Here is a 26,857-nt window from a genome sequence, read left to right as displayed (position 1 = left end):
CAATGTCGCCGGATGCCCGAATCGGGCCCGGATCCAAGGTCTCTCGCAGAACAACGGGATGCGATGTCTGTCAGGACAGATGAGGAAATGTCGGGCGAGGTTCCGACCGGTTCACACCGGGTGCGGCGCGTCCTGAGTGGTCCGCGCCCCGAGGCCGTCCCGGCCCTCGTCGGCAGAGCGTGCGCGCTCGTGGGCCTCGTGGACATCGCCGCGGGCGTCTTCCCGCGCTTCAGGCACAGCCGGATGCACACGATGGCCGAGGTGCTGCCCGGCGCGCTCGGACCCTTCGCGGCCGCGCTCTCGATCAGCGTCGGCGTCCTGTTGCTGCTGCTCGCCCACGGACTCAAGCGGCACAAGCGCCGGGCCTGGCGGGCGGCCGTGGTGCTGCTCCCGGCGGGCGCGGTGGCACAGTTCACGTACCGGCACTCCCTTGTGGGCGTGCTCATCTCGCTCGCGCTGCTCGCGCCCCTGCTGCGCCACCGCGACCAGTTCGCGGCCCTGCCCGACCCGCGCAGCCGGTGGCGGGCGCTCGCCAACTTCGTCCTGATGGGCGCCGGTTCACTCGCCCTCGGGCTGGTCATCGTCAGCGTCCACCCCGACCGCATGGTGGGCGACCCCAGCCTGGCCGACCGCATCGCGCACGTCCTGTACGGCCTGTTCGGCTTCGAGGGCCCGGTCGACTACCAGGGCGACACGTCCTGGACCGTCGCCATGTCCCTGGGCGCCCTCGGCCTGCTCACCGCCGTCACGACGATCTACCTCGCCCTGCGGCCCGAGCACCCGGCCGCGCGCCTCACCGAGGAGGACGAGGCCCGCCTGCGCGTCCTGCTGGCCAAGCACGGCGGCCGTGACTCCCTCGGCCACTTCGCACTGCGCCGCGACAAGGCCGTCGTCTTCTCGCCCAGCGGCAAAGCGGCCGTCACCTACCGCGTCGTCTCCGGTGTGATGCTCGCCAGCGGCGACCCGATCGGCGACGTCGAGGCCTGGCCGGGCGCCATCGAGCGCTTCATGGACGAGGCCCGGGCCCACTCCTGGACCCCCGCCGTGATGGGCTGCTCCGAGACCGGCGGCGAGGTCTGGACCCGCGAGACCGGCCTCGACGCCCTCGAACTGGGCGACGAGGCGGTGGTGGACGTCGCGGATTTCTCCCTCGCCGGCCGCGCGATGCGCAATGTGCGCCAGATGGTCAAACGCATCGAGCGCGCCGGTTACGAGACCCGGGTACGACGCGTCCGTGACCTCGGCGACGCCGAGCTGGACCGCATCCGCCGCGCCGCCGAGGACTGGCGCGGCACCGACACCGAACGCGGCTTCTCCATGGCGCTGGGCCGCATCGGCGACGCGGCAGACGGCGACTGCCTCATCGCCACGGCCCACAAGGCCGACGACCGGCCGGGGCAGTACGGCGACCTGAAGGCGATCCTCCACTTCGTGCCGTGGGGCACGAACGGAGCGTCCCTGGACCTGATGCGGCGGGACCGCTCGGCGGACCCCGGCATGAACGAACTGCTGATCGTGGCGGCACTCCAGGCGGCACCGAGACTCGGCATCGAACACGTCTCTCTGAACTTCGCGATGTTCCGCTCGGCCCTGGCGCGCGGCGAGAAGATCGGCGCGGGTCCGGTGCTGCGCGCCTGGCGTGGCCTGCTGGTCTTCCTGTCCCGGTGGTTCCAGATCGAGTCCCTGTACAAGTTCAACGCGAAGTTCCAGCCCCGCTGGGAGCCCCGCTTCGTCGTCTACCGCGCCTCCGGGGACCTGCCCCGCATCGGTTTCGCCGCCATGCAGGCGGAGGGCTTCGTCAACCTGGCCCTCCCCCTGCCACGCCTTCTCCGCCGCCGTCCGCCCGGCCCGCGCGCGTGCGCGCACGCCGTCGCGGAACGGGACGTCCGCGCGGCGTGACGGAACGGACCGCGGCGAGAAGCGGCCGGCATGGAACGCGGCCACCAGGACAGGCCCGAGCGGAAGCCCCGCACCCTCCTCCGGTCCGGAGGCTTCCGCTCGGGCCGCACGTGTGCGCCCGCCGCGACAGACGGGCCTCGGGCCTTACGGCCCCGCCCCTGGGCCTAGGCTGAACGTATGAGCAAGCAGAGCGGACGTGGGCGGGTCGCGGGCCTTCCTGAATGGGGCCGCTGCGCGGTCATGGGAGTCGTGAACGTCACCCCGGATTCCTTCTCCGACGGTGGCCGCTTCTTCGACACGACGGCCGCCGTCAAACACGGTCTCGACCTGGTCACCGAGGGCGCCGACCTCGTCGACGTGGGCGGCGAGTCCACCCGCCCCGGCGCCACCCGGGTCGACGAGGCCGAGGAGCTCAAGCGGGTCGTCCCGGTCGTCCGCGGCCTCACCTCGGAGGGCGTGACCGTCTCCGTCGACACCATGCGCGCGTCCGTCGCCGAACGGGCCCTGGCGGCCGGCGCGGCCCTGGTCAACGACGTCAGCGGCGGCCTCGCCGACCCCGCGATGGTCCCCGCGGTGGCCGCCGCGGGCGCCCCGTTCGTCGTCATGCACTGGCGCGGCTTCCTGGAGGGGGGCAACGTCAAGGGCGCGTACGACGACGTGGTCGCCGAAGTCGTCGACGAACTGCACGCACGCGTGGAGGCCGTTCTGGCGGGCGGCATCTCCCCCGACCGCATCGTCGTCGACCCCGGCCTCGGCTTCTCCAAGGACGCCGAACACGACCTCACCCTCCTCGCCCACCTCGACCGCCTCCTCGGCCTCGGCCACCCGCTGCTCGTCGCCGCCTCCCGCAAGCGGTTCCTCGGCCGCGTCCTCGCGGGACCGCAAGGCGCTCCCCCGCCCGCACGCGAGCGCGACGCCGCGACGGCCGCCGTCTCCGCCCTCGCGGCGCACGCCGGCGCATGGGCGGTGCGCGTCCACGAGGTGCGCGCGACGGCCGACGCGGTACGGGTCGCGCGCGCCGTGGAGAGCGCGCGCTCAGCGGAAGGCGCACGCGCCGCGGGCAACGGCGCAGAAGGAGACCGGTGAGCGCCCCCCACACCGACGTCGAAGCGGTCGAACTCGCCAACACCGCCTTCTACGAGGCCCTGGAGCGCGGGGACTTCGAAGCGCTGGAGTCGCTCTGGCTCACCCCGACCGACCTCGGCGTCGACGAGGAGTACCACGACCCGGCCGACGTGGGCGTGGTCTCCTGCGTACATCCCGGCTGGCCCGTCCTGACCGGCCGCGGCGAGGTCCTCAGGTCGTACGCCCTGATCATGGCGAACACGGACTACATCCAGTTCTTCCTCACCGACGTGCACGTGTCCGTCACCGGCGACACCGCCCTGGTGACCTGTACGGAGAACATTCTCAGCGGCGGTCCGGCCCCCGAGGGCGGCGAGGAGCTCGGCCCGCTCGTCGGCCAGCTGGTCGTGGCCACGAACGTGTTCCGCCGCACCCCCGACGGCTGGAAGATCTGGTCCCACCACGCCTCTCCGGTTCTGGCCGAAAACGACGAGGACGAAAGCGACGAGACCCCCGCCTGAGCGGGTAGGCGGATCCACAGGGGCCACAGGGGGCCACAAGGCCACAAGGCCCTAGGCCCCGCAGGACAGCGGCCCCGGCCCCCGGAGCTCCCGCGAGCCCCCGGGGCCGCCCGCAAGAACCAAGAAGTGGTTGGAATCGCCGACCCTGGGTAGGGGCGGCTACCAGCCCGTGAGCCGCCGGGTTCCCCAGGGGAAACGCACGGTGAAACCTCCTGAACCCGGCCCGGGCCGCGCCCCCCGTGTCCCGGCCCTGTCAGTGCTCGCAGGTAGATTCGTTCGAGGCCGGTGTACCGCCCGCACGCGGTACGAACCGGCCGCACCGACGATTGCAGGAGTGATTCGCGTGGATCGTGTCGCGCTGCGCGGCCTCAAGGCCCGCGGGCACCACGGTGTGTTCCCCAAGGAGCGCGAGGAGGGCCAGACCTTCATCGTGGACCTCGTCCTGGGCCTGGACACCCGACCGGCCGCCGCCGACGACGACCTGGCGAAGACCGTGCACTACGGCATCGTGGCGGAGGAGGTCGTGGCCGTCGTCGAGGGCGAGCCCGTCAACCTCATCGAGACGCTCGCCGAGCGCATCACCCAGGCCTGTCTGAAGCACGAAGGCGTCCAGGAGGTCGAGGTCACCGTCCACAAACCGGACGCGCCGATCACCGTCCCCTTCGACGACGTGACCGTCACCATCACCCGGAGCCGAGTATGACCGCGTTCTTCACCGGAGGTCAGAGCGACCCGACCGTACAGCCGGTACCCGCCTCCGTCGTCGAGAAGGTCGACGCCGCCGACACCACCCTGCACAACCCGAAACGAGCCGTGATCTCCCTCGGCTCCAACCTGGGCAACCGCCTGGAGACCCTCCAGGGCGCCATCGACGCCCTGGAGGACACCCCGGGCGTCCGCATCAAGTCCGTCTCCCCCGTGTACGAGACGGAGCCGTGGGGCGTCGAGCCCGGCAGCCAGCCGTCCTACTTCAACGCGGTCGTGGTCCTGAAGACCACCCTGCCCCCGTCCTCCCTCCTGGAGCGGGCGCACGCCGTCGAGGAGGCCTTCAACCGGGTGCGGGACGAGCACTGGGGCCCGCGCACCCTCGACGTCGACATCGTCACGTACGCCGACGTCGTCACCGACGACCCGCACCTGACCCTCCCCCACCCGCGCGCCCACGAACGCGCTTTCGTGCTCGCCCCCTGGCACGACGTCGAACCCGAGGCCCAGCTGCCCGGACGCGGCGCGGTCGCCGCCCTCCTCGACACCCTCACCCGCCACGGCGTAGAACCCCGCAAGGACCTGGAACTCCGGCTGCCCGAGTAGCCGTTAAGGTCAAGACGACCCTGGGGCGGCCGGACATGACGGCCGGACCGGACGGGTCATCACGACCACCGTCCGGGACCACGGCCGGGGACCTGAAGGGACACCGTGAGAGAGCTGCGCATCAGGCTGCTGGCCGGCGTCTTCGCCATCGCCGGGATCCTGTCCTGGGCGGGCGCCCGCCTCTGGAACTCGGTCGGGACCCTCCCCAGCGTCCCTCTGGCCGCCCCCATCGTCCTCACGCTGATCGCCGCGGTCCTGCTGTCCACGGCGCTCTCCATCCGCGCCCGCCTCAAGGCCCAGCGTGAGCGCCGCCCCGAGGCCAAGGGCGTCGACCCGCTCATGGCGGCCCGCGCGGTCGTCTTCGGCCAGTCGAGCGCCCTGGTCGCCGCTCTCGTCTCCGGGATGTACGGCGGCACCGGCGTCTTCCTGCTGGAGTCCCTGGACATCCCGGCCCGCCGGGACCAGGCCATCTACGCCGGCTTCTCGGTCCTCGCGGGCATCGCCGTCATAGCGGCCGCGATCTTCCTGGAGCGCGTGTGCAGGCTCCCGGAGGACGACGACCACAACACGGGGGCGGCTTCGGCGGCGTGACGCCGGTGGCCGTCAGCGGGCCATGATGAGGCTCATCGCCTCGTTCCGCGTCGCCGCGTCCCGCAGCTGCCCGCGCACGGCCGAGGTGAGGGTCTTGGCGCCGGGCTTGCGGATGCCCCGCATCGACATGCACATGTGCTCGCACTCCACGACCACGATGACGCCACGCGGCTCCAGCATCTCCATCAGGGAGTCCGCGATCTGCGTGGTGAGTCGTTCCTGCACCTGCGGGCGCCGGGCGTAGACGTCCACCAGGCGGGCCAGCTTGGACAGGCCGGTGATCTTGCCGGTGGTGGCCGGGATGTAACCGACGTGGGCGACACCCCTGAACGGCACGAGATGGTGCTCACACGTCGAGTACACCTCGATGTCCTTCACGAGCACCATCTCGTCGTGCCCCATGTCGAACGTCGTCGTCAGCACGTCCTCCGGGCGCTGCCACAGCCCCGCGAATATCTCCTTGTACGCCCGCGCGACCCGCGCCGGAGTCTCCCTGAGGCCCTCTCGGTCCGGATCCTCGCCGACCGCGATCAGCAGTTCACGTACGGCGTTCTCGGCCCGCTTCTCATCGAACTCGCCGATGGAGCCCTCGCCGTCCAGCGTCACGGGGTCGGTCATCTGGTGCCTCGTTCCTTTGCCTTTCGCGCGAGTGGGCCGCGCGCCGCACTGCCGGCATACAAATGCCGCGCCCCCCAGGCTAGAACCTGGGGGGCGCGGCATCCATTCCGGGCCTGGTGAGGTCACCGGGGGCCCGAGGTGTCCGAGGAGTCAGCTCTCCGGACGCTCCTCGGGTGCGGGCTCGGTCACCGGGGCGGGCTCCGCCGCGGTGGACTTCGCCGTGGAGATCGCCGGCGTGGCGCCGTTGGCACCGTTCGTCAGTGCGAGCTCCCTGGGGGAGAGCACCGGCGGACGGGTGGACGGCGTACGGCGGGAGGAGCCGGTCCAGGCCGGCCGCGGGGGACGCTTGACGATGGGAGCGAAGATCTCGGCGATCTGCTCCTTGTTCAGCGTCTCCTTCTCCAGCAGCTGGAGGACCAGTTGGTCGAGGACGTCGCGGTTCTCGACCAGGATCTCCCAGGCCTCGTTGTGCGCCGTCTCGATCAGCTTCTTGACCTCTTCGTCGACCAGCGCGGCGACCTCTTCCGAGTAGTCGCGCGGGTGCGACATCTCCCGGCCCAGGAACGGCTCGGTGTTGTCGCCACCGAACTTGATGGCTCCGAGACGCTCGGTCATGCCGTACTGCGTGACCATCGCGCGGGCCGTTGCTGTGGCCTTCTCGATGTCGTTCGCAGCGCCGGTGGTCGGGTCGTGGAAGACCAGTTCCTCGGCCGCGCGGCCGCCCAGCATGTAAGCCAGCTGGTCCAGCATCTCGTTGCGCGTGGTCGAGTACTTGTCCTCGTCCGGCAGGACCATCGTGTACCCCAGAGCACGGCCTCTCGAGAGGATCGTGATCTTGTGGACCGGGTCGGAGTTAGGGGAGGCCGCCGCGACCAGGGCGTGGCCGCCCTCGTGGTATGCGGTGATCTTCTTTTCCTTGTCCGACATGATCCGGGTCCGCTTCTGCGGGCCCGCCACGACGCGGTCGATCGCCTCGTCCAGCGAGTGGTTGTCGATGAGCTTCTTGTCGCTGCGCGCCGTCAGGAGCGCCGCTTCGTTCAGCACGTTCGACAGGTCCGCACCGGTGAAGCCCGGGGTGCGGCGGGCGACGGCCGACAGGTCGACGTCCGGCGCGACCGGCTTGCCCTTCTGGTGAACCTTGAGGATCTCCAGACGGCCCTGCATGTCCGGACGGTCGACCGCGATCTGGCGGTCGAAACGGCCGGGCCGCAGAAGGGCCGGGTCGAGGATGTCCGGTCGGTTCGTCGCGGCGATGAGAATCACACCGCCCTTGACGTCGAAGCCGTCCATCTCGACGAGCAGCTGGTTCAGCGTCTGCTCGCGCTCGTCGTGACCACCGCCGAGGCCGGCGCCGCGATGGCGGCCGACCGCGTCGATCTCGTCGACGAAGACGATCGCCGGAGCGTTCGCCTTGGCCTGCTCGAACAGGTCACGGACTCGGGAGGCACCGACACCGACGAACATCTCGACGAAGTCGGAACCGGAGATCGAGTAGAACGGCACGCCCGCCTCGCCCGCGACAGCACGCGCGAGCAGGGTCTTGCCGGTGCCGGGAGGGCCGTACAGCAGTACGCCCTTGGGGATTTTCGCCCCGACGGCCTGGAACTTCGCCGGTTCCTGCAGGAACTCCTTGATCTCGTGGAGCTCCTCGACGGCCTCGTCCGAGCCTGCGACGTCCGAGAACGTCGTCTTCGGAGTGTCCTTGGTGATGAGCTTCGCCTTGGACTTCCCGAACTGCATGACTCGGGAGCCGCCGCCCTGCATCTGATTCATCAGGAACAGGAAGACGACCACGATGAGGACGAAGGGGAGCAGGGAGAGCAGGATCCCGACGAAGGCGTTCTGCTTCGTCGGCGAGACGGTGTAACCGTCCGGGATCTGCTTGTCCTGGTACTTGGTCTGCAGCGTGCCGGCGATGGTCACGCCCTGGTCGCCGATGTAGCTCGCCTGGATCTTCGAGCTGCCTTCGACCTTTTCGCCGTCCTTGAGCTGGACCTTGATGGTCGACTCGTCGCCGGTGGTCAGCTTGGCCTGTTCGACCTTGTTGTCATTGATCGCCTGGATCACCTGGCCGGTGTCCACCGTCTTGTAGCCACCGGACGAGCCGACGACCTGCATCAACACGACCACGGCAAGGACGGCCAGCACGATCCACATGACCGGCCCACGGAAGTATCGCTTCACGTCCATCCATACGGAGCGAAGACGCCCCGTCCCTCCTGCCATAGTGAGTTTGATAAGACAGTTCTTCTGACGGTACCCCAGCATTGTGGACCGAAGCCGCACGGGAGGACTGGCGAACCCGTCTGCATGCTCCAACGGCGCGAAACCCGCTGGGGTTCCCGATCGTCTTACAGGGCTTGGGCCGTTTGGCCCTCAGCCACCGTAGACGTGGGGCGCGAGCGTACCGACGAACGGGAGATTCCGGTACTTCTCTGCGTAGTCGAGGCCGTAACCGACGACGAACTCGTTCGGGATGTCGAAGCCGACCCACTCGACGTCGATGGCGACCTTGGCGGCCTCGGGCTTGCGCAGCAGGGTGCACACCTTGAGGGATGCGGGCTCGCGCGAGCCGAGGTTCGAGATCAGCCAGGACAGGGTCAGGCCGGAGTCGATGATGTCCTCGACGATGAGGACGTGCTTGCCCTTGATGTCCGTGTCGAGGTCCTTGAGGATCCGCACCACACCGGAGGACTGGGTGCCCGCCCCGTACGAGGACACCGCCATCCAGTCCATGGTGACGGGGGTGGACAGCGCCCGGGCGAGGTCGGCCATGACCATCACCGCGCCCTTGAGGACGCCGACGATCAGCAGGTCCTTGCCCGCGTACTCCGCGTCGATCTTCGCGGCCAGTTCGACCAGCTTCGCGTCGATCTCTTCCTTGGTGATGAGTACCGTCTTGAGGTCGGCACCCATGTCGTTCGCGTCCACCCGCATCACTTTCGGTCGTCCCACCAGCCGTTCGGACCGCCCACGAGCCACGTCAGCGATCCGATGGCGGGTTCCGGATTCAGCCTTGCCGAATCACCAGTCTGCCACCCTGCCGCTGGGCGACGACTTTGCCCGGGAGATTGATGGCTCCCTGACCGCGCCAACCGGTGATCAGCCGGTCGACTTCCTCGATGTGCCGGGCGAACAGCGAGCCCGCCGGAGCGCCGGCGTCGATGGCTGCGCGGCGCAGGACGCGGCGGCGCACGGCGGGCGGCAGGGCGTAGAGCTTGGCGCACTCCAGGAGACCGGCCGCGTCCTTGACGGAGGCCGCGGCCTGACCGGCCCAGGCGTCCAGGGCGTCGGCGTCGTCGCGGGAGAGCTGGGCCGTACGGGCGAGGGCTTCCACGACGCCTTTGCCGAGCGCCTTCTCCAGAGCGGGCAGACCCTCGTGGCGCAGCCGGGAGCGGGTGTACGCCGGGTCCGCGTTGTGCGGGTCGTCCCAGACCGGCAGCGACTGGACCATGCAGGCCTTGCGGGCGGTCTGCCGGTCGAGCTGGAGAAAGGGGCGGCGGTAACGGCGGGCGGCACCCGGCCCTCCGGAAACCGCGGCCATGCCGGACAGGGAGCGGATGCCGGAACCGCGGGCGAGGCCCAGCAGGACGGTTTCCGCCTGGTCGTCGCGGGTGTGGCCGAGCAGGACGGCGAGGGCGCCATGGCGTTCGGCGGCGGCGTCCAGTGCGGCGTAACGGGCGTCGCGGGCGGCTGCCTCGGGTCCGCCTTCGCGGCCGACGGTCACGGCGGTGGCCTCGACCGGGTCGAGGCCCAGTTCCCGCAGGCGCAGGACGACTTCGTCGGCGCGCAGGCCGGAGCCGGGCTGCAGGCCGTGGTCGACGGTGACGCCGCCGGCGCGGATGCCGAGCTTGGGGGCCTCGAAGGCGAGGGCCGAGGCGAGGGCCATGGAGTCGGCTCCGCCGGAGCACGCCACGAGCACGAGCGGCGACGGCGGGCGCTCGTGCGGGGGGCCGTCCGAGGCGCCGGGCTCCTCGGTCGTACGGCTGTGGTCGGTGAGGATGTCGTGGAGGACGCGGCGGACCGCCAGGCGTATCGCCGCGACCGCAGGATGGGGACCCATGTCCGGTTCCCTTCATGAAATTGTCGGGGGTGAGCCCGAGCTCGGTCACTCAGAGTGTGTAGATGGTGACAGAACCGGGCCGTTCCCCGAGCATTGCACGCCTACCCATCGCTCACGGTCCCTCGGACGGGTGATTGAAGGGGCGTTCGCCTGCCGTCGGCCGGATCCGCTTCACGACCCCGGCGCCCGGTTCACGACTCGGGCTTGCGGTGCACCCGCGCGACCCAGTCCGCCGGTTTGGCGATCTCCGTCTTGGTGGGGAGGGTGTTCGGGGACGTCCACACGCGGTTGAAGCCGTCCATGCCGACCTCGTCGACGACGGCCCGTACGAAGCGTTCGCCGTCCCGGTACTGCCGGAGTTTGGCGTCCAGGCCAAGCAGCTTGCGCAGCGCCATGTCCAGTCGTGAGGCCCCCTTGGCGCGACGCTGCTGGAACTTCTCGCGGATCTCGGCGACGCTCGGCACGACGTCCGGTCCGACCCCGTCCATCACGAAGTCGGCGTGACCCTCGAGGAGGGACATCACGGCGGTGAGGCGGCCGAGGATCTCCCGCTGGGCGGGCGTCTGCACGATCTCCACGAGGGACCTGCCGCCCTCGTCCTCCTCGCCTTCGGGGCGCCCGCCTGCGAGGGACTGAGCGGCTTCCCGGACGCGTTCCAGGACGGTCATGGGGTCGACCTCGGTCTCCCCCAGGAACGACTGGATTTCACCCTCAAGGTGGTCCCGCAACCAGGGCACGGCGGTGAACTGCGTGCGGTGCGTCTCCTCGTGCAGGCACACCCACAGGCGGAAGTCGTGGGGCTGCACGTCGAGTTCGCGCTCCACGTGCACGATGTTCGGGGCGACCAGGAGCAGCCGGCCGCCGCCGTTCTCGCCCGCGGGAAGGTCTCGGGTGGCGGGCGCGAACGTCTCGTACTGCCCGAGGACGCGCGAGGACAGGAACGACAGCAGCATCCCCAGTTCGACGCCCGTGACCTTGCCGCCGACGGCGCCGAGGACCGCCCCGCCGGGGGTGCTGCCGCGCCGCTCCTGCATCTTCTCGAGCAGGGGCTTGAGGAGTTCCCGGAAGCCCGCGACGTTCGCCCGGACCCAGCCGGGACGGTCGACGACGAGGACCGGGGTGTCGTGGGTGTCTTCCGTCCCCAGACGAGTGAAGCCCCGGACGTGTCCCTCCGAGGCCTTGGCATGTCGGCGCAGTTCCGCGACGACGGCCCGGGCCTCGTCGCGGCTCACCTCGGGGCCCGGCCGCGCGAGCCGGGTCGCGGTCGCCACCGCGAGATTCCAGTCGACCATCTCGGCACCACCGATGCTCGTCATGCGTCAACCGTACGTGAGCGCCACCGCTTGGGGCAGGGCCGCGCGAGGTTGACGGGGCCTCGTTACCTGCAGCCGCACGCCGCCAGGGCCGTCGCCGTCCTGTCCAGCGCCGACTGTGCCGCCGCCGGGTCCGTCGTGTCCGACGCCAGGAAGGCGAAGGCCAGCAGGCGGCCGCTCTGGTCCACCACCGTTCCCGCCAGCGTGTTCACTCCCGTCAGGGTGCCCGTCTTGGCTCGTACGATTCCTGCCGCGCCGTCCGTGTAGCGGCTGGTCAGGGTGCCCGTGAAGCCGGCAACCGGAAGGCCGGTGAGGGCGGGGCGCAGTTCCGGGTGGGCGGGGTCGCCCGCCTTCGCCAGGAGGGACGTCAGCAGGTGCGCGGTGAGCCTGTCGTCGCGGTTCAGGCCACTACCGTCCTTGAAGCCGGCGCCCGCCACGGGCAGTCCGAGTTTCTTCAACTGGGCGCCGATCGCCCGGCCCGCGCCGCCGAAGTCGGCGCTGGCGCCGGTCGCGACGGCCGTCTGGCGGGCCAGGGCCTCGGCGATGTCGTTGTCGCTGTTGGTGAGCATGCGTTCGACGAGTGCGGAGAGCGGGGGCGAGGAGACGGTCGCGAGGAACTCGGCACGGCTGGTGGCCTTGGAGGGGCCCGGGGACGTGGTCTTGATGCCGTGCTCCTTGAGGAGGCCGGCGAACGTGCTGGACGCGTCCGCCGCCGGGTCCGGCACGCGCGGCGCGGGTCCGCTCGCGGAGTCGTCCGTGCGGGCCTCGTCGGCCATCAGGGCACTGACGGGGGCGAGGTTGTCGTTGACGCCGATCGGGTGAAGTTCGGGACCGGCGTACAGGGTGGTGTCGTACGAGAGCGTGACCTCGCTGATGGCGCGCTTCTTCAGGGCGGCGGCCGTGCCGTCGGCGAGGGTGCGCAGGCTCGCCCGGTCCCCGGCGTCCTCGTGCGCGGTGAGGGTGGGGTCTCCCCCGCCGACGAGGACGAGTTCGTTGGTGTCGGGTTCGAGGGCGGTTCGGGTGGTGAGGCGGTGGTCGGCGCCGAGGGCGGAGAGGGCGGCGACCGCGGTGGCGATCTTCGTGGTGGAGGCGGGGGTCAGGGCCTCGTCGGCACCTGTGCCGTAGAGCCGCCTGCCGGTGGCCACGTCGACGACCGCCGCCGTGCGGCGGGAGCCGAGCGCCGCGTCCTTCAGGAGGGGGCCGAGGACCTCGGCGAGGGCCGGTCCGGTCGGGGCCGCCTTGGCCCTGTTCGTGGCGCCGCCGAGGCCGGCGAGGACGGAGGCGGCGCTGGGCGCCGGCCGGGGCCCGTCTCCCGCCGTGCCGGAGGAAGTGCCGGCCGAGCCATCGTGATCTGCGCCACCCGTGCGCTCCTGGGCAACCGCCCGGTCCCGCTCCGCCGTACGCTGACCGCTGGAGTCCCAAGGACCGGCGGCGGTCACCACTGCGCCGGCCAGCGCCAGTCCGGCGGTGGCGGCGCCCGCGGTGTACTGCCAGGTCTTCGGCCTCGTGATCCGCGCGACCCGCGGCTTCGCGGCCCGCGCGATCCGTGTGATCCGCGGTTTCGCGGCCGCCGTGGCGCGCGCGAGACGCGGTCGTACGGCGTTCGCGACCCGCGTCACACGCGGTCTCGCGGCTCGCCAAGGCCTCAGCTCTGGCACGACCAACAGCCCCTTTCGCGATCACACACCTGCGTGAGGGACACTTAACCACCAGAACTATGTGTTGATCATGGAGGAGTCACCGGTGGAGTTCGACGTCACGATCGAGATCCCGAAGGGTTCGCGGAACAAGTACGAGGTGGACCACGAGACCGGTCGGATCCGCCTGGACCGTCGACTCTTCACCTCGACCGCCTACCCGACCGACTACGGCTTCGTCGAGAACACCCTCGGCGAGGACGGCGACCCGCTGGACGCGCTGGTCATCCTTGACGAGCCCACGTTCCCGGGCTGCCTCATCAAGTGCCGTGCGATCGGCATGTTCCGGATGACGGACGAGGCCGGCGGCGACGACAAGCTGCTGTGCGTCCCGGCGACCGACCCGCGTGTCGAGCACCTGCGCGACATCCACCACGTGTCGGAGTTCGACCGCCTGGAGATCCAGCACTTCTTCGAGGTCTACAAGGACCTCGAGCCCGGCAAGTCGGTCGAGGGCGCCGACTGGGTGGGCCGTACGGACGCCGAGATCGAGATCGAGCGGTCGTACAAGCGCTTCAAGGACCAGGGCGGTCACTGATCCTGCTGTTGCGAGGGGGCCGCACGCATACGCGTGCGGCCCCCTCGCGTATGCGTGCGCATACTGAGGCTTGCTGAACGTGTCGTACAGGGAGCGCTACGGAGTGAGGGACGCGGAGGACCGCAAGCCGCGGTCGGACGAGGCGAGGAGCCGGTTCACGGCCCCCACCGCGGTCGTCGGGGATTCGGTTGATTCCTCCACGACGTCGGAGTTCGCGATTCCGCAGGGGCTGGCCGTTCCCAGAGGCGTCGGCACGGAGTCCGAGGCCACGTCCGAGTTCGCCGTCCCCAAGGGGCTGGACGTAGCGCAGACGCCGCCGGCGGAGTCCGAGGGGTCGGCGTTCAGCACACCGCGCACCTACAGCGCCAAGGACGCCCCGCCGGCGTTCACCCCGGCGACCGGCATCCCGGTGATCAGCCTCACCAAGAACGCGCCCTGGCAGGACCGGATGCGCACGATGCTCCGGATGCCGGTGGCCGAGCGGCCCGCGCCGGAGCCCTTGCAGAAGGTGGAGGAGGAAGGCCCGGCCGTTCCGCGCGTGCTCGACCTGACGCTGCGTATCGGCGAGCTGCTGCTGGCCGGCGGTGAGGGTGCCGAGGACGTGGAGGCGGCGATGTTCGCCGTCTGCCGGTCCTACGGCCTGGACCGCTGCGAGCCCAACGTCACCTTCACCCTGCTGTCGATCTCGTACCAGCCGTCGCTGGTCGAGGATCCGGTGACCGCGTCCCGGACGGTCCGCCGCCGCGGCACCGACTACACGCGTCTGGCGGCCGTGTTCCGGCTGGTCGACGACCTCAGCGACCCCGACACGGCGATCTCCCTGGAGGAGGCCTACCGGCGGCTCGCCGAGATCCGGCGCAACCGGCACCCGTACCCCGGCTGGGTGCTGACCACCGCGAGCGGGCTGCTGGCGGGTTCCGCCTCCGTGCTCGTCGGCGGTGACTACATCGTCTTCATCGCGGCCGCGCTGGGCGCGATGCTCGGCGACCGGCTGGCGTGGCTGTGCGCGGGACGCGGACTGCCGGAGTTCTACCAGTTCACCGTCGCCGCGATGCCCCCGGCCGCGATCGGGATCGCGCTGACTCTCGCGCACGTGGACGTGCAGGCAGCCGCGGTCGTCACCGGTGGACTGTTCGCCCTGCTGCCCGGGCGGGCGCTCGTGGCGGGCGTGCAGGACGGTCTGACCGGCTTCTACATCACCGCGTCCGCGCGCCTGCTGGAAGTCATGTACTTCTTCGTCGGCATCGTCGTCGGGGTGCTGATCATGCTCTACGTGGGTGTGCAACTGGGCGCCCACCTCAACCCGGACGCCGGACTGGGCGACTCCGAGCGGCCGCTGTGGCAGATCGGCGCGTCGATGCTGCTGTCGCTGACCTTCGCGGTGCTGCTCCAGCAGGAACGATCCACCGTGCTGGCGGTGACCCTGAACGGTGGTGTCGCGTGGTCGGTGTACGGCGCGATGCACTACGCGGGCGGACTCTCACCGGTGGCCTCCACCGCGGTGGCGGCGGGGCTGGTGGGGCTGTTCGGCCAGATGCTGTCCCGGTACCGGTTCGCGTCCGCCCTGCCCTACACCACGGCGGCGATCGGGCCCCTGCTGCCCGGTTCCGCGACCTACTTCGGGCTGTTGTCGATCGCTCAGAACCAGGTCGACGAGGGCTTGGTGTCGCTGTCGAAGGCGGCGGCCCTGGCGATGGCCATCGCCATCGGGGTCAATCTCGGGTCGGAGATCTCGCGTCTGTTCCTGCGGTTGCCGGGGGCGGGGAGTGCGGCGGGGCGCAGGGCCGCAAAGCGTACGAGGGGGTTCTGACCGACGGCGACCAGAGGTTCGTCGTGGTTGCTCGCGCAGCCCCCCGCGCCCCTTGGCGGTGTCTCAGTAACCCTGGTTGTACGGGTTCTGCTGGTTGTTGCCCTGCTGCGGGCCGTACTGGTCCTGGTTGTAGCCCTGCGGGTACTGCTGGGCGTACGGCTGCTGGGGCTGGGGCTGCTGCTGGGGCTGACCGTAGTGCTGGTCGTAGCCGTACTGCTGTTGGCCCTGCTGACCCTGCTGGTTCTGGTTGCCCTGGTTGCCGTACTGGTCGTCGGTCGGCGGGATGCGGCGGAGTTGGGTCGTCGCGTCGTCCATGGCCGGGGGCTGGTAGGCGGCGGCCGGGGCCTGGGCCGCGGCGCGCTTCTTCTTGCGTTCGCGGAGGTACTCGACGGCGATCGGCACCACGGAGACGACCACGATCAGGACGAGGATCGGCTCGACGTTCTTCTTGATGATCTCGATCTGCCCGAGCCAGTAGCCCGCGAGGGTGACGCCGGTGCCCCACAGCACGCCGCCGATGATGTTGTACGTGAGGAACGTGCGGTACTGCATTCGGCCGGCGCCCGCCACGATGGGGGCGAAGGTGCGCACGATCGGCACGAAGCGGGCGAGGACGATCGCCTTCGGGCCGTACTTCTCCATGAACTCGTGGGCCTTCTCCAGGTTCTCCTGCTTGAAGAGCTTGGAGTTGGGCCGACTGAAGAGCCTGGGGCCGAAGAACTTGCCGATCATGTAGCCCACTTGGTCGCCGATCACCGCGGCGAGCACGATCAGCGTGCAGACCAGCCACAACGGCTGGGTGATGTAGTTCCCCTCGGCCACGAACAGGCCCGCCGTGAACAGCAGCGAGTCACCCGGCAGGAACGCGAAGAGCCCGGATTCCGCGAAGACGATCAGCAGGATGCCGGGCAGGCTGAAGGTCTCGATCAGATAGTCGGGGCTGAGCCACTCGGGGCCGAGCGCGAGCGTGGTCGTCACGGGTTTGTGGCTCCTGCGTGTGGGGGACGGGCTGGGCTGGCTGCCAAAAGTATCAACGCAGCCGTCGTGGCCCAGGTTCCATGGGCGCCCCCAGGATGCACTGTGGCCCGTCTGGGACAAAGCTGTGGACCATGGGTATCGAAGATTACGGCGGTGGTCAGGGACCCCGGCCGGACGTGCTCGTGGTGACCACGAACGACGTGCCCGGCCACCGGGTCCAGGAGGTCCTCGGAGAGGTTTTCGGGTTGACCGTACGGTCCCGGCACCTCGGGAGTCAGATCGGCGCGGGGCTCAAGTCGATGATCGGCGGTGAGCTCAAAGGGCTCACCAAGACGCTGGTGGAGACCCGGAACCAGGCCATGGAGCGGCTGGTGGAACAGGCACGCACGCGTGGGGCCAATGCCGTGCTGATGTTCCGCTTCGACGTGTCGGAGGCCGCGGACGTGGGCACCGAGGTGTGCGCCTACGGGACGGCGGTGGTCCTGGCCCGGGAGTGAGGCTCCCGGGCCGGGGTTTCACGAGGTGTGACGGCTCGCGTTCGCCTTGATCGCGTCCCTCAGGTGTTCGGCGAGGCCCGGGCGCATGGAGTCGTAGAACGCCTTGAAGCGCTCGTCGGCGAGGTACATCTCGCCGAGGCTCTGGTGGAGTTCGTACGGGCACTCGTAGAACCACGTGCCGATGTGCTGCCGGTGTTCCTCGGCCATGTCCATCGCCGCCTCGCCGGTCGGCGGTTCACCGTCGGCGATCAGGGCGGTGTAGCGCTCGCTCCAGTCGTTGACCTCGGCCTGCATGCGCTGCCAGTCGTCCTTGGTGTAGCCGGCGGCGCGGCGCTGTGACTCGGCGTACGCCGCCGTGCCGCCCCAGCGCTGTTCCGCCTCCTCGGCGTACTGCTCGGGATCCTTGTCACCGAAGACCTCGAACTTCTCCTCCGGCGTGAGGTTGATGCCCATCGTGCGTGCCTCCATGGCGTTCTCCACGGCCGCGGCCATCTTCTGCAGCTTCTCGATCCGGGCGGTCAGCAGTTCGTGCTGGCGGCGCAGGTGCGCGCGCGGGTCCGCGGCCGGGTCGTCGAGCAGGGCGGCGACCTCGTCGAGCGGGAAGCCGAGCTCTCGGTAGAACAGGATCTGCTGCAGCCGGTCGAGGTCGGCGTCAATGTAACGCCGGTGGCCCGCGTGGCTGCGCTCGCTCGGGACGAGCAGGCCGATGTCGTCGTAGTGGTGCAGCGTGCGCACCGTCACTCCGGCGAAACCGGCGACCTGTCCCACGGAATAGCTCACTTCGTCCGCTCCCTTCCCGGTACGCCCTCCACGGTGGGTCCTCACGCGACGTGAGGTGCAAGCCTGATGTCCGGCGAGCGCCCGATGCGGCGACCCCCGGCCGGATCCCACCGGATGTTGAGTCCGTTTTGCCCCCTTATCGTGAGCCCGTGGCCCAGGACACCGTGCAGCAGGCATCCACCGCCCCGGCGACCCCGGCGCGCGTACTGCTGCCGTTGATCCTCCCCGCTCTGGTGGTGGGTGTGGCGGCGAGTCTGATCTTCGTCGGGGTGAGCGCGGCGGCCGGGGAACTCCAGGACGTGCTGTGGCAGAACCTGCCGGACGCGCTCGGGATCGGCCGGTACTCCGTCCTCTGGATGCTCGTCGTGCTCACCGCAACGGGCGTGGCGGTCGGGCTGGTGGTGTGGAAGGTGCCCGGGCACGCCGGACCCGACCCGGCCACCACCGGCCTCGACGCACCCGTCCTCCCGCTCGCCGTACTGCCGGGGCTGGTGCTCGCGACCGGGCTCATGCTCGCGGGCGGGCCGAGTCTCGGTCCCGAGAACCCGATCATCGCCGTGAACGTGGCGCTCGCCTTCTGGCTGGGCAGCCGGCTGCTCCCCCGGGTCCCGGGCAGCTTGTGGCCGGCGCTGGCGGAGGCGGCGACGATCGGCGCGCTGTTCGGCACGCCGGTGGCGGCGGCGCTGGTCATCTCCGAGGCGCTGGCCGGGAAGCAGCTGAAGGGGGCGCTGTGGGACAACGTCTTCGCGCCGCTGGTCGCCGCCGCGGCCGGCGCTCTGACGATCGACCTGGTGGCCCATCCGTCCTTCGACCTGCACCTGCCCGCCCTGGGGCCGCCCGGCTGGGGCGATCTGCTGGCGGCGCTGGTGGTCGCCTCGGCGGCGGCGCTGCTCGGCATGGCGGCCGTGTACGCCTTCCCGTACGTCCACGGCGCCTTCGCCCGGCTCGGGCACCCGATGCTGACCCTTCCGGCCGGCGGGCTGGTGCTGGGCCTGCTGGCGGCGCTGGGCGGCCATCTGACGCTCTTCAAGGGGCTGGACGAGATCGGCGAGCTGGCCCACGACCCCGAGGGCTGGTCGGCGGGGCAGTTCGCGACGATGACCGTGGTGAAGCTGGCCGCACTGCTCGTCGCCGCGTCCTGCGGCTTCCGGGGCGGGCGGATCTTCCCAGCCGTGTTCGTCGGCACCGCCTTCGGGCTGGGCGCGCACGCCCTGGTGCCCGCCGTCCCTCCGGCTCTGGGTGTCGCCGCGGGCGTCCTCGGGATGCTCCTCGCCATCACCCGGCAGGGCTGGATCAGCCTGTTCACGGCCGCCGTGCTGGTGGCCTCCCCCACGATCCTCGCCCTCCTCTGCATCGCCTCCCTGCCGGCCTGGCTCCTGGTGACGGGGCGGCCGCAGATGCAGCTGCGCAAGGACGGAACCCCGGTCATCTGAACCCGCCGACGAACCCGCTCATCACCTGAGGAGACCCGCCCATGCCACTCCACGAAGGCACCGACAAGCCCGACGAGCGCCCCCTGTCCTTCAACCCCTTCTACGGCGAGGCGAATCCGGTCGGCGGCATGTCCGAGGCCCCGCCCAAGCACCGCCTCCCGGACACTCCCCTGCCGCCCACGACCGCCTACCAGCTCGTGCACGACGAGCTGATGCTGGACGGCAACTCCCGGCTGAACCTCGCCACCTTCGTCACCACCTGGATGGAGCCGCAGGCCGGGGTCCTGATGGGCGAGTGCCGGGACAAGAACATGATCGACAAGGACGAGTACCCGCGCACCGCCGAGCTGGAGCGGCGCTGTGTGGCCATGCTCGCCGACCTGTGGAACGCGCCCGACCCGGCGGCCGTCGTGGGCTGTTCGACGACCGGGTCGAGCGAGGCGTGCATGCTCGCCGGCATGGCGCTCAAGCGGCGCTGGGCGCAGCGGAACGCCGACCGCTACCCGGGCCGGGACGTCCGCCCGAATCTCGTCATGGGCGTCAACGTCCAGGTCTGCTGGGACAAGTTCTGCACCTTCTGGGAGGTGGAGGCCCGTCAGGTACCCATGGAGGGCGACCGCTTCCACCTCGACCCGCAGGCCGCCGCCGAACTGTGCGACGAGAACACCATCGGTGTCGTGGGCGTCCTCGGCTCCACCTTCGACGGCTCCTACGAGCCGATCGCCGAACTCTGCGCCGCCCTCGACGCCCTGCGGGAACGGACTGGCCTCGACATCCCCGTGCACGTCGACGGGGCGTCCGGCGCGATGGTGGCTCCCTTCCTCGACGAGGACCTGGTGTGGGACTTCCGGCTGCCGAGGGTCGCCTCCATCAACACCTCCGGCCACAAGTACGGGCTCGTCTATCCCGGCGTCGGCTGGGCGCTGTGGCGTGACAAGGAGGCACTGCCCGAGGAACTCGTCTTCCGTGTCAACTACCTGGGCGGCGACATGCCGACCTTCGCCCTCAACTTCTCCCGGCCGGGCGCCCAGGTCGTCGCGCAGTACTACACGTTCCTGCGGCTGGGCCGCGAGGGCTACCGGGCCGTGCAGCAGTCCACCCGGGACGTGGCCCTCAGCATCGCCGAACGCGTGGAGGCGCTCGGTGACTTCCGGCTGCTGACCCGGGGTGACGAGCTGCCGGTCTTCGCCTTCACGACCGCTCCCGACGTGGACGCGTACGACGTCTTCGACGTGTCCCGACGGCTGCGCGAGCGGGGCTGGCTGGTGCCGGCGTACACCTTCCCGCCGAACCGTGAGGACCTGTCCGTCCTGCGGGTCGTGTGCCGCAACGGGTTCTCTGCCGACCTCGCCGATCTGTTCGTGGAGGACCTGGGACGGCTGCTGCCCGAACTGCGGAAGCAGTCGCAACCGTCGACCCGGGACAAGGGGGCGGCCACCGGGTTCCATCACTGAGCCGACTGTGCGGTGTGCTCCCGTATGTTCCCGTACGTTCCGCCCCGTCTGCTCCCCCCTCAGTTCCCTTGGCCCAGCTCGAAGGACGTCCAGTGGACCCCGTCGGCGGATATGCGGAAGCTCCCGGCGCCGAAGCTGTCGTTCCACAGGTAACCGAGCGGCGTCCGGGTGACCGAGCCCGCCAGTCCCCGGGAGCCGGATCCCGTGAAGGAACGGCCGCCGTCGACACTGCGCCAGACGCCCGCCTCACCGTGAACCGTCAGGCTGCCGTCGGCGGCGGCGATCGGGATGCCGAGTGACGAGCGCGGTTCGACGCCCTTGTGGTGTTTCCAGACCCGCTCCCAGGTGTGGGCGCCGTCGGTGCTGCGGTACAGGGCGAGCAGGCCGTTCTTCACGTCGTCCTCGTCGGGCGGGATGCCCGGTTGGACCGCGTACAGCGTCGCGGGCCGGGCGGCACCGACCACGCGCGCGCCCCAGCCGTGCTCCGCCGCCCCTGGCAGCGGGGAGAGCCGCCAGCTGCGCCCCCGGTCCTCGCTGACGGCGAGTGCGGGCCGGTCGGAGCCCGGGTCACTGCCGGAGGCGAACAGCAGCTCCTCGGCGGGCGCGCCCACCAGGCCACTCTGCGCTTCCGGCACGGCCTCCCCCGCCGGCCGCACCGCGCCCTCCAGCGGAGGCTGGGTGGCCAGGGCCTTGTACTCCCCCGTGTCCGGCAGGACGGCGGCCAGGCGGGACCGTTCGCAGCCGTTGTCCTCCCGGTCCACCCGCAGGCAGTCCTCGACCAGCACACCGCCTTCGGGCACGACCGGAGTCGACCCGGAGGGCTCGCTGGAGCCCCGCCGCCAGTTGCGGCCTGCGTCCCCCGTGAACCAGGTCCCGTCCGGGGCCGGCCAGGTGCCGTCCGTGAGAAGCGCCCGGCCGGGCCCCAGGACGACCAGTCCCGCCGTGATCCCGAGGTCGCCCGTCACGTCCGGCAGCGGGGAACGCCCGAGCCGCCACGCTTGGGCGCCCCGGTCGAGCACGGCGACTCTCTGCCGGCACCGCGTCCTGCCGCACTCCGCGAGCAGCGCGAACCCGCTCCCGTCCGACGCGAAGCCGATGCCGGCCACGAAGCCGGGGAGGTCCGGCGCCGACGGGACACGAGGAGCCCGGGCCTCCGCACTTCCGGGCGCACGCCCGCCCGCCCCCGCGTCCCCGCACGCCGTCGCCAACACCAGCACGCCCACCACGGCGACCACCACCGCCCTGCTCCTGCTCCCGCTCCCGCCCCAGCCCCAGCCCCAGCCCATGGGAACCCCCCGATCCACCGGATCCGTCCGGCCGCGATGCACTGTCATTTCTGGTACACCGCTCACCGCGCCGGGGTTCCCATTTCCCCGCGACTTTCCTCGCGACGACCTTTCCGAGCCGCCCCGCCCTACTTGCTCAACGCCCCGAACCTCCGTACCGCCAACGGAAAGAACACCCCCACCAGCGCCAACGGCCACAGCACCGCCGCCCACACATGCCCCGGCTCCCCGCCCGGCCCGCCGAACAGGTCCCGTACCGCCGTCGCCGTCTGGGACATGGGGTTCCACTCGACCAGCGTGCCCAGCCACCCCGGCATGGACTCGGGGGTCGCGATGGCGTTGGAGAGGAAGCCGATCGGCCAGACCAGGATCTGCACGGCCTGCACCAGCTCCGGCTTCCCGGCCACCATCGCCAGGTGAATGCCGATCCACAACATGGCGAAACGGAACAGCAGGAGCAGCCCGACGGCTCCGAGGAAGCCGGCGACCCCGCCGTGCGTCCGCCAGCCGATGGCGTGGCCGACGCCGATCATCACGGTCAGGCTCAGCACCGACTGGAGCATGTCCGCGACCGAACGGCCCACCAGCACGGCCCCGTTGGCCATCGGCATGGAACGGAAGCGGTCGATCACGCCTTTGTTGAGGTCCTGCGTGACGGCGAGCATGGTGCCCTCCAGGCCGAAGGCCATGGTGAGCGCGAGCATGCCGGGGAGCAGGTAGTCGACGTAGCCCCCTTCGACCTCCCGCCCGCCGCCGATGAGGTAGCCGAACATCAGCAACAGCATCACGGGAAAGACCAGGTTGACCACGATCTGCACCGGCTGCCGTGCCCAGTGGGCGAGTTCGCGCCGGGTCATGGTCCAGGAATCGGTCAAGGCGTAGGTGGTCACGCGGCCTCCTTCACTCGGTGGTCGCCGGTGAGGTGCAGGAACACCTCGTCCAGCGTCGGGCGGCGCAGGGCCACGTCCTCCGCCTCGATCCCGGCCTCTTCCAGCGCGCGTACGACACCGGACAGGGCCGCCATGCGGTCGGTGACCGGGGCGCTGAGCAGCCGTCGGTGGCTGTCGACGGACACGCCGGAGCCGCCGAGCGGTAGCAGGGCGACGGCCGCGCCCAGTTGGCCCGCGTCGCGCAGGACCACGTCGATACGGTCGCCCCCGGTCCTCGCCTTCAGTTCGTCCGCCGTGCCGTCCGCGATGACCCGGCCCCGGTCGACGACCGAGATGCGGTCGGCGAGCTGGTCGGCCTCCTCCAGGTACTGCGTGGTCAGCAGGACCGTCGTACCGGCACCGGCAAGGGAGCGGACCGCTTCCCACACCTCGGTGCGGCCGCGCGGGTCGAGGCCGGTCGTGGGTTCGTCCAGGAACAGGACCTCCGGTTCGGTGATGAGGGATGCCGCCAGGTCGAGGCGGCGTCGCATGCCGCCGCTGTAGGCACGGACGGCCTTGCGGCCGGTGTCGGCGAGGCCGAAGCGCTCCAGGAGTTCGGCGGCACGAAGGCGCGCGTGCCGGGCGCCCAGGTGGTACAGGCGGCTGAACATCTCCAGGTTCTGGCGGCCGGACAACTCCTCGTCGAGGGCCGCGTGCTGACCGAGCAGGCCGATACGGAACCGGACCTCCTGGGACTGGGTCACGAGGTCGTGTCCCGCCACCTCGATGCGGCCCGCGTCGGGCCGCAGCAGGGTGGACAGGATCCTGACGAGGGTCGTCTTGCCCGCGCCGTTCGGCCCGAGCACGCCGTGCACCGTGCCTCGCCCGACCAGCAGGTCGAGTCCGTCCAGTGCCTTCTTGTCGCCGTACTTCTTGTGTGCGCCTTCGACGGTGATCGCCGTGTCGGCCACTGACCCACTCCCTCGCTAATCAAACTTGATTACCCGGCGAAGGTAATGCCCGGAACCGGATTGGTCAAACTTGATTAGCTCGCGTCTCCCGGATGCCGTTCCCCGGTCGCGTACGGGTTCTCCTGGCCCTCCGTCAGGATGCCGACGAAGGGCTCGCCCTCACCGGCGAAGGTGTAGGCGCCGCCCTCGATGCGGGCGATCAAGCCCTGGGTCCACTGGGCCTCCGCGTCGGCCGTGTGGATCCAGAGGTTCATGATCTCGCCGATGTGGCCGAGCTGCTCCGGGCCGTCCTCGGGCATGTAGTGCGCGGTGACCGCGGAGCGCCACTCCTCGATGCGCCGGATCCGCTCCTTCAGGAGCGCCACGGCCTCGGCGCGCGGCAGCTCGACCATGAAGCCGATGGCCGCCGACTTGACGTCCATCTTCTGGTCGTACGAGGTCAGCGCCTCGCGCACCAGCCTGAAGCACTCCTCCGTGCCGGCCTCGGTGATCTCGTACTCCGTGCGTGGCGGGCCGCCCGCGGTGGACGGCGCGATCTCGTGCGCGTGGAGCAGGCCTTGCTTCGCCATCTGTTTCAGGGCGTGGTAGATCGAGCCGGGCTTGGCGTTGGACCACTCGTGCGCGCCCCAGTACTCCAGGTCGTTGCGCACCTGGTAGCCGTGGGCCCGGCCGTGCTGGCGCACCGCGCCGAGCACGAGGAGGCGGATCGCTGACATGCGGTCCAGATTAGGCCGCGCCGAGGTCACTCCCAGGAGGCGCCCTGCTCCTTGGCCACCAGGTCCCAGGCACTCGCGCCGTCCAGGGACTCGCGGATGATGTCGGCGTGGCCGGCGTGCCGGGCCGTCTCGCGGATCAGGTGCAGGACCAGCCAGCGCACGGAGACCGACTCGTCCGGCGGGAACCAGGGCTCGTTCGGGAGCGGGAAGGTGTCGTCGAGGCTCGGGACCGCGCGGACGTACGCCTCCGTGTCGGCGGCGACCTGCTCCCAGTACGCGAGTTGCGACTCGACGGTCTCGTCACCCGCCAGCCGGAAGCACTCGTCCCAGTTCGACTCGTCGCGCTTCACCGCCGGCGCCTCGCCCTTGGCACGGGCCACCCAGCCCTGCTCGACCTCGGCGACGTGCTTGAGCAGGCCGGCCAGGGTCAGTTCGCTGGCGCTGGGGCGCGAGGAGGCCTGCTCGTCCGTCAGCCCGAGCAGCGCCCGCCGGATGCCGCCGCGCTGCTCGGCCAGGAAGGAGAGCAGTGCGCCGCGCTCGTCGCCCTGGGCTTCCGCGCGAACGTGAGTGACCATGACCGGCCGCCTTTCGTCGAGATCGGGTCGTCCGGGGGTTTCCCCCTGACACCGACGAAGCTACGGGCCCTTGCGGACAGCTTCTGTCCGCAAGGGCCCGTCGAAGCCCGTCAAATCCGAGAAAGAACGGAAGGGCACCGGCTAGAACGGGAACCCGCTGCGCCCGTGCTGCACCGAGATCCACTTCAGCGTGGTGAACGCGTCCGCCGTCGTGTCGCCGTTCAGGCGGCCGATGCCGGAGTGCTTCTCGCCGCCGAAGGGGACGAGCGGTTCGTCGTGGACGGTGCCGTCGTTCACGTGGAACATGCCGGTGTCGATCTGCTTGGCGAAGTTCACGCCGCGCTCGATGTCCCCGGTGTGGACGGCGCCGCTCAGGCCGTACGGGGTGTCGTTGACGATGCGTACGGCCTCCTCCTCGCCCTCGAAGGGGATGAGGAAGGCGACCGGGCCGAAGACCTCCTGCCGGAGCAGGGCGGAGTCGGCGGGGAGGTCGGTGAGGACGGACGGCTCGACCAGGTTGTCGGTCGTGGTGCCGTGCACGAGCGCCGTCGCGCCCTCGGCGATCGCCTGCTCGACGACCGCGGAAAGCGCGTCCGCCTGGGAGGAGTTGATGACCGGGCCGATGATCGTCTCGGGGTCGCGCGGGTCGCCGACCTTGAGGGTCCTGACCTTGGCGACGAACTTCTCGGTGAACTCCTCGGCGATCGAACGGTCCACGAGGACCCGGTTCGCGGCCATGCAGACCTGGCCCTGGTGGACGTACCGGCTGAACACGGCCGCGTCGACCGCGTAGTCGATGTCGGCGTCGTCGAGGACCACCAGCGCGCTGTTGCCGCCCAGTTCGAGGACCGAGCGCTTGAAGTTGGCGGCGCAGACGGTGGCGACGTGCCGGCCGACCTTGTCGGAGCCGGTGAAGGAGATGACCTTGGGGACCGGGTGCTCGATGAACGCGTCGCCGATCTCCGCGATGTCCGTGATGACGACGTTGAGCAGACCGCCGGGGAGCCCTGCGTCCTCGAAGATCTTCGCGACCAGGGAGCCGCCGACGATCGGCGTGTTCTGGTGCGGCTTGAGGACCACGGCGTTGCCGAGGGCGAGCGCCGGGGCGACCGACTTGATCGACAGCAGGAACGGGAAGTTGAAGGGGCTGATCACACCCACGACGCCGACCGGGACGCGGTAGAGGCGGTTCTCCTTGCCGTCGACCGGCGACGGGAGGATCCGGCCCTCGGGGCGCAGCGCCAGGTTGATCGACTCGCGCAGGAACTCCTTGGCGAGGTGCAGTTCGAAGCCGGCCTTCAGTCGGGTGCCGCCGAGCTCGGCGATGATCACCTCGGCGATCTCCTGCTCGCGCTCCTCGATGAGCCGCAGCGCCTTCTCGAAGACCCCGCGACGGGCGTACGGGTTGGTCGCCGCCCATTCCTGCTGGGCACGGGCGGCCGCCTGGTACGCCTCGTCGACCTCGTCGACCGTGGCTATGGTGATCGACGCCAGCTTCTCGTCGTCGAACGGATTGAAGTCGATGATGTCCCAGGAACCGGTGCCCGGGCGCCACTCACCGTCGATGTACTGCTGAGCCAGGTCGGTGAAGTAGGACGACATGTGATCCCCAAATCACTAGCAGACACACGATCAACGTCACGGTCTGATCACACGTCATCGTACGTGCGTCGCACGCGAGTTGGAGACGGAGAGCAATCTTCTGGGGAGAACTCGGGGAAAAGCCGGCGGAGAACCCCGGGAAATGCCGGCGCAGACCCCTAGTAGGGCTTGGCAGGTTCAGTCGCTGGTGGCGTGTCCGTTTGATGGGGCGGGCCGTTGACCGGGTGTGATGAGTGGGGAGTTGGCCGCGGTCCGGTGTGATCTGGAGGA

25 protein-coding genes are annotated in these 26,857 nt (G+C 70.4%); 11 read left to right on the top strand and 14 right to left on the bottom strand.

Annotation, left to right across the window (positions count from 1 at the left end):
* The first annotated feature begins 87 nt into the window (after nt 1–87).
* The 6 genes from KUM49_RS02635 to KUM49_RS02610 all read left to right on the top strand — a co-directional run bounded on the left by KUM49_RS02635 (nt 88) and on the right by KUM49_RS02610 (nt 5,387).
* Nucleotides 88–1,899, top strand: coding sequence for a phosphatidylglycerol lysyltransferase domain-containing protein (locus KUM49_RS02635; protein WP_217235007.1), 1,812 nt, complete (start codon nt 88–90; stop codon nt 1,897–1,899).
* A 177-nt stretch (nt 1,900–2,076) separates the two neighbouring features.
* Nucleotides 2,077–2,985, top strand: coding sequence for a dihydropteroate synthase (gene folP, locus KUM49_RS02630; protein WP_217235006.1), 909 nt, complete (start codon nt 2,077–2,079; stop codon nt 2,983–2,985).
* Entirely contained in the window at nt 2,982–3,485 is a 504-nt protein-coding gene (locus KUM49_RS02625) for a nuclear transport factor 2 family protein (RefSeq protein ID WP_217235005.1), read from the top strand. Before folP ends, KUM49_RS02625 begins: the two co-directional genes overlap by 4 nt.
* Nucleotides 3,486–3,828: 343 nt before the next feature.
* Nucleotides 3,829–4,188 carry a dihydroneopterin aldolase gene (gene folB, locus KUM49_RS02620; protein ID WP_217235004.1) on the top strand — a complete coding sequence of 120 codons (360 nt, stop codon included), beginning with the start codon at nt 3,829–3,831 and terminating at the stop codon, nt 4,186–4,188.
* Nucleotides 4,185–4,796, top strand: coding sequence for a 2-amino-4-hydroxy-6-hydroxymethyldihydropteridine diphosphokinase (gene folK / locus KUM49_RS02615; RefSeq protein ID WP_217235003.1), 612 nt, complete (start codon nt 4,185–4,187; stop codon nt 4,794–4,796). Before folB ends, folK begins: the two co-directional genes overlap by 4 nt.
* 105 nt (nt 4,797–4,901) lie before the next feature.
* A complete protein-coding gene (locus KUM49_RS02610) occupies nt 4,902–5,387 on the top strand; it encodes a DUF3180 domain-containing protein (RefSeq protein ID WP_217235002.1) in 486 nt (161 codons plus the stop codon).
* Nucleotides 5,388–5,399: 12 nt separating this feature from the next.
* Here the strand turns inward: KUM49_RS02610 and folE are convergent, their stop codons facing one another.
* The 6 genes from folE to dacB all read right to left on the bottom strand — a co-directional run bounded on the left by folE (nt 5,400) and on the right by dacB (nt 13,045).
* Nucleotides 5,400–6,005 carry a GTP cyclohydrolase I FolE gene (folE, locus tag KUM49_RS02605; protein WP_217235001.1) on the bottom strand — a complete coding sequence of 202 codons (606 nt, stop codon included), beginning with the start codon at nt 6,003–6,005 and terminating at the stop codon, nt 5,400–5,402.
* Between the two features lie 150 nt (nt 6,006–6,155).
* A complete protein-coding gene (ftsH, locus tag KUM49_RS02600; RefSeq protein WP_217235000.1) occupies nt 6,156–8,195 on the bottom strand; it encodes an ATP-dependent zinc metalloprotease FtsH in 2,040 nt (679 codons plus the stop codon).
* A 186-nt stretch (nt 8,196–8,381) separates the two neighbouring features.
* Nucleotides 8,382–8,942: a hypoxanthine phosphoribosyltransferase gene (hpt, locus tag KUM49_RS02595; protein WP_217235056.1), complete on the bottom strand. Its 561-nt coding sequence runs from the start codon at nt 8,940–8,942 to the stop codon at nt 8,382–8,384.
* A 73-nt stretch (nt 8,943–9,015) separates the two neighbouring features.
* A complete protein-coding gene (tilS, locus tag KUM49_RS02590; RefSeq protein ID WP_217234999.1) occupies nt 9,016–10,068 on the bottom strand; it encodes a tRNA lysidine(34) synthetase TilS in 1,053 nt (350 codons plus the stop codon).
* A 191-nt stretch (nt 10,069–10,259) separates the two neighbouring features.
* On the bottom strand, nt 10,260–11,384 hold the full coding sequence (locus KUM49_RS02585) for a zinc-dependent metalloprotease (RefSeq protein ID WP_217234998.1): 1,125 nt from the start codon (nt 11,382–11,384) through the stop codon (nt 10,260–10,262).
* A gap of 62 nt (nt 11,385–11,446) precedes the next feature.
* Complete coding sequence (gene dacB / locus KUM49_RS02580) at nt 11,447–13,045, bottom strand: D-alanyl-D-alanine carboxypeptidase/D-alanyl-D-alanine-endopeptidase (protein ID WP_217234997.1); 1,599 nt, start codon at nt 13,043–13,045, stop codon at nt 11,447–11,449.
* Nucleotides 13,046–13,124: 79 nt separating this feature from the next.
* Here dacB and KUM49_RS02575 point away from each other — a divergent pair, with 79 nt between their 5' ends.
* On the top strand, nt 13,125–13,616 hold the full coding sequence (locus KUM49_RS02575) for an inorganic diphosphatase (protein WP_217234996.1): 492 nt from the start codon (nt 13,125–13,127) through the stop codon (nt 13,614–13,616).
* A 103-nt stretch (nt 13,617–13,719) separates the two neighbouring features.
* Nucleotides 13,720–15,426, top strand: a complete 1,707-nt coding sequence (locus KUM49_RS02570) for a threonine/serine exporter ThrE family protein (protein WP_217234995.1) — start codon at nt 13,720–13,722, stop codon at nt 15,424–15,426.
* 63 nt (nt 15,427–15,489) lie between these two features.
* Here KUM49_RS02570 and KUM49_RS02565 read toward each other — a convergent pair whose 3' ends face one another.
* A complete protein-coding gene (locus KUM49_RS02565) occupies nt 15,490–16,404 on the bottom strand; it encodes a DedA family protein (protein ID WP_217234994.1) in 915 nt (304 codons plus the stop codon).
* A 131-nt stretch (nt 16,405–16,535) separates the two neighbouring features.
* On the opposite strand from KUM49_RS02565, the gene KUM49_RS02560 reads away from it, so the two are divergent.
* Nucleotides 16,536–16,901: a YbjQ family protein gene (locus tag KUM49_RS02560; RefSeq protein WP_217234993.1), complete on the top strand. Its 366-nt coding sequence runs from the start codon at nt 16,536–16,538 to the stop codon at nt 16,899–16,901.
* An 18-nt stretch (nt 16,902–16,919) separates the two neighbouring features.
* Here KUM49_RS02560 and KUM49_RS02555 read toward each other — a convergent pair whose 3' ends face one another.
* Nucleotides 16,920–17,681, bottom strand: a complete 762-nt coding sequence (locus tag KUM49_RS02555; RefSeq protein ID WP_217234992.1) for a MerR family transcriptional regulator — start codon at nt 17,679–17,681, stop codon at nt 16,920–16,922.
* A 149-nt stretch (nt 17,682–17,830) separates the two neighbouring features.
* Between KUM49_RS02555 and KUM49_RS02550 the strand changes: the two genes are divergently transcribed.
* Nucleotides 17,831–19,114, top strand: coding sequence for an ion channel protein (locus KUM49_RS02550; RefSeq protein ID WP_217234991.1), 1,284 nt, complete (start codon nt 17,831–17,833; stop codon nt 19,112–19,114).
* Nucleotides 19,115–19,155: 41 nt separating this feature from the next.
* Nucleotides 19,156–20,568 carry a glutamate decarboxylase gene (locus tag KUM49_RS02545; RefSeq protein WP_217234990.1) on the top strand — a complete coding sequence of 471 codons (1,413 nt, stop codon included), beginning with the start codon at nt 19,156–19,158 and terminating at the stop codon, nt 20,566–20,568.
* Nucleotides 20,569–20,627: 59 nt separating this feature from the next.
* Here the strand turns inward: KUM49_RS02545 and KUM49_RS02540 are convergent, their stop codons facing one another.
* The 6 genes from KUM49_RS02540 to KUM49_RS02515 all read right to left on the bottom strand — a co-directional run bounded on the left by KUM49_RS02540 (nt 20,628) and on the right by KUM49_RS02515 (nt 26,587).
* Complete coding sequence (locus KUM49_RS02540; protein ID WP_217234989.1) at nt 20,628–21,806, bottom strand: exo-alpha-sialidase; 1,179 nt, start codon at nt 21,804–21,806, stop codon at nt 20,628–20,630.
* Nucleotides 21,807–21,982: 176 nt separating this feature from the next.
* Nucleotides 21,983–22,744, bottom strand: coding sequence for an ABC transporter permease (locus KUM49_RS02535; protein ID WP_217234988.1), 762 nt, complete (start codon nt 22,742–22,744; stop codon nt 21,983–21,985).
* Entirely contained in the window at nt 22,741–23,694 is a 954-nt protein-coding gene (locus tag KUM49_RS02530; protein ID WP_217234987.1) for an ATP-binding cassette domain-containing protein, read from the bottom strand. Before KUM49_RS02530 ends, KUM49_RS02535 begins: the two co-directional genes overlap by 4 nt.
* Before the next feature lie 74 nt (nt 23,695–23,768).
* Nucleotides 23,769–24,410 carry a PadR family transcriptional regulator gene (locus KUM49_RS02525; protein WP_217234986.1) on the bottom strand — a complete coding sequence of 214 codons (642 nt, stop codon included), beginning with the start codon at nt 24,408–24,410 and terminating at the stop codon, nt 23,769–23,771.
* Nucleotides 24,411–24,436: 26 nt separating this feature from the next.
* Nucleotides 24,437–24,985, bottom strand: coding sequence for a DinB family protein (locus tag KUM49_RS02520; protein ID WP_217234985.1), 549 nt, complete (start codon nt 24,983–24,985; stop codon nt 24,437–24,439).
* A 141-nt stretch (nt 24,986–25,126) separates the two neighbouring features.
* Nucleotides 25,127–26,587 (bottom strand): aldehyde dehydrogenase family protein, encoded by a 1,461-nt coding sequence (locus tag KUM49_RS02515; protein ID WP_217234984.1) that lies wholly within the window; start codon nt 26,585–26,587, stop codon nt 25,127–25,129.
* Nucleotides 26,588–26,857: the final 270 nt, after the last annotated feature.

Source organism: Streptomyces sp. AC555_RSS877, assembly GCF_019049245.1.
Lineage (GTDB): Bacteria > Actinomycetota > Actinomycetes > Streptomycetales > Streptomycetaceae > Streptomyces.
Note: the sequence above shows the minus strand (reverse complement) of the source record. Positions and strands in the feature narration are given on the sequence as shown.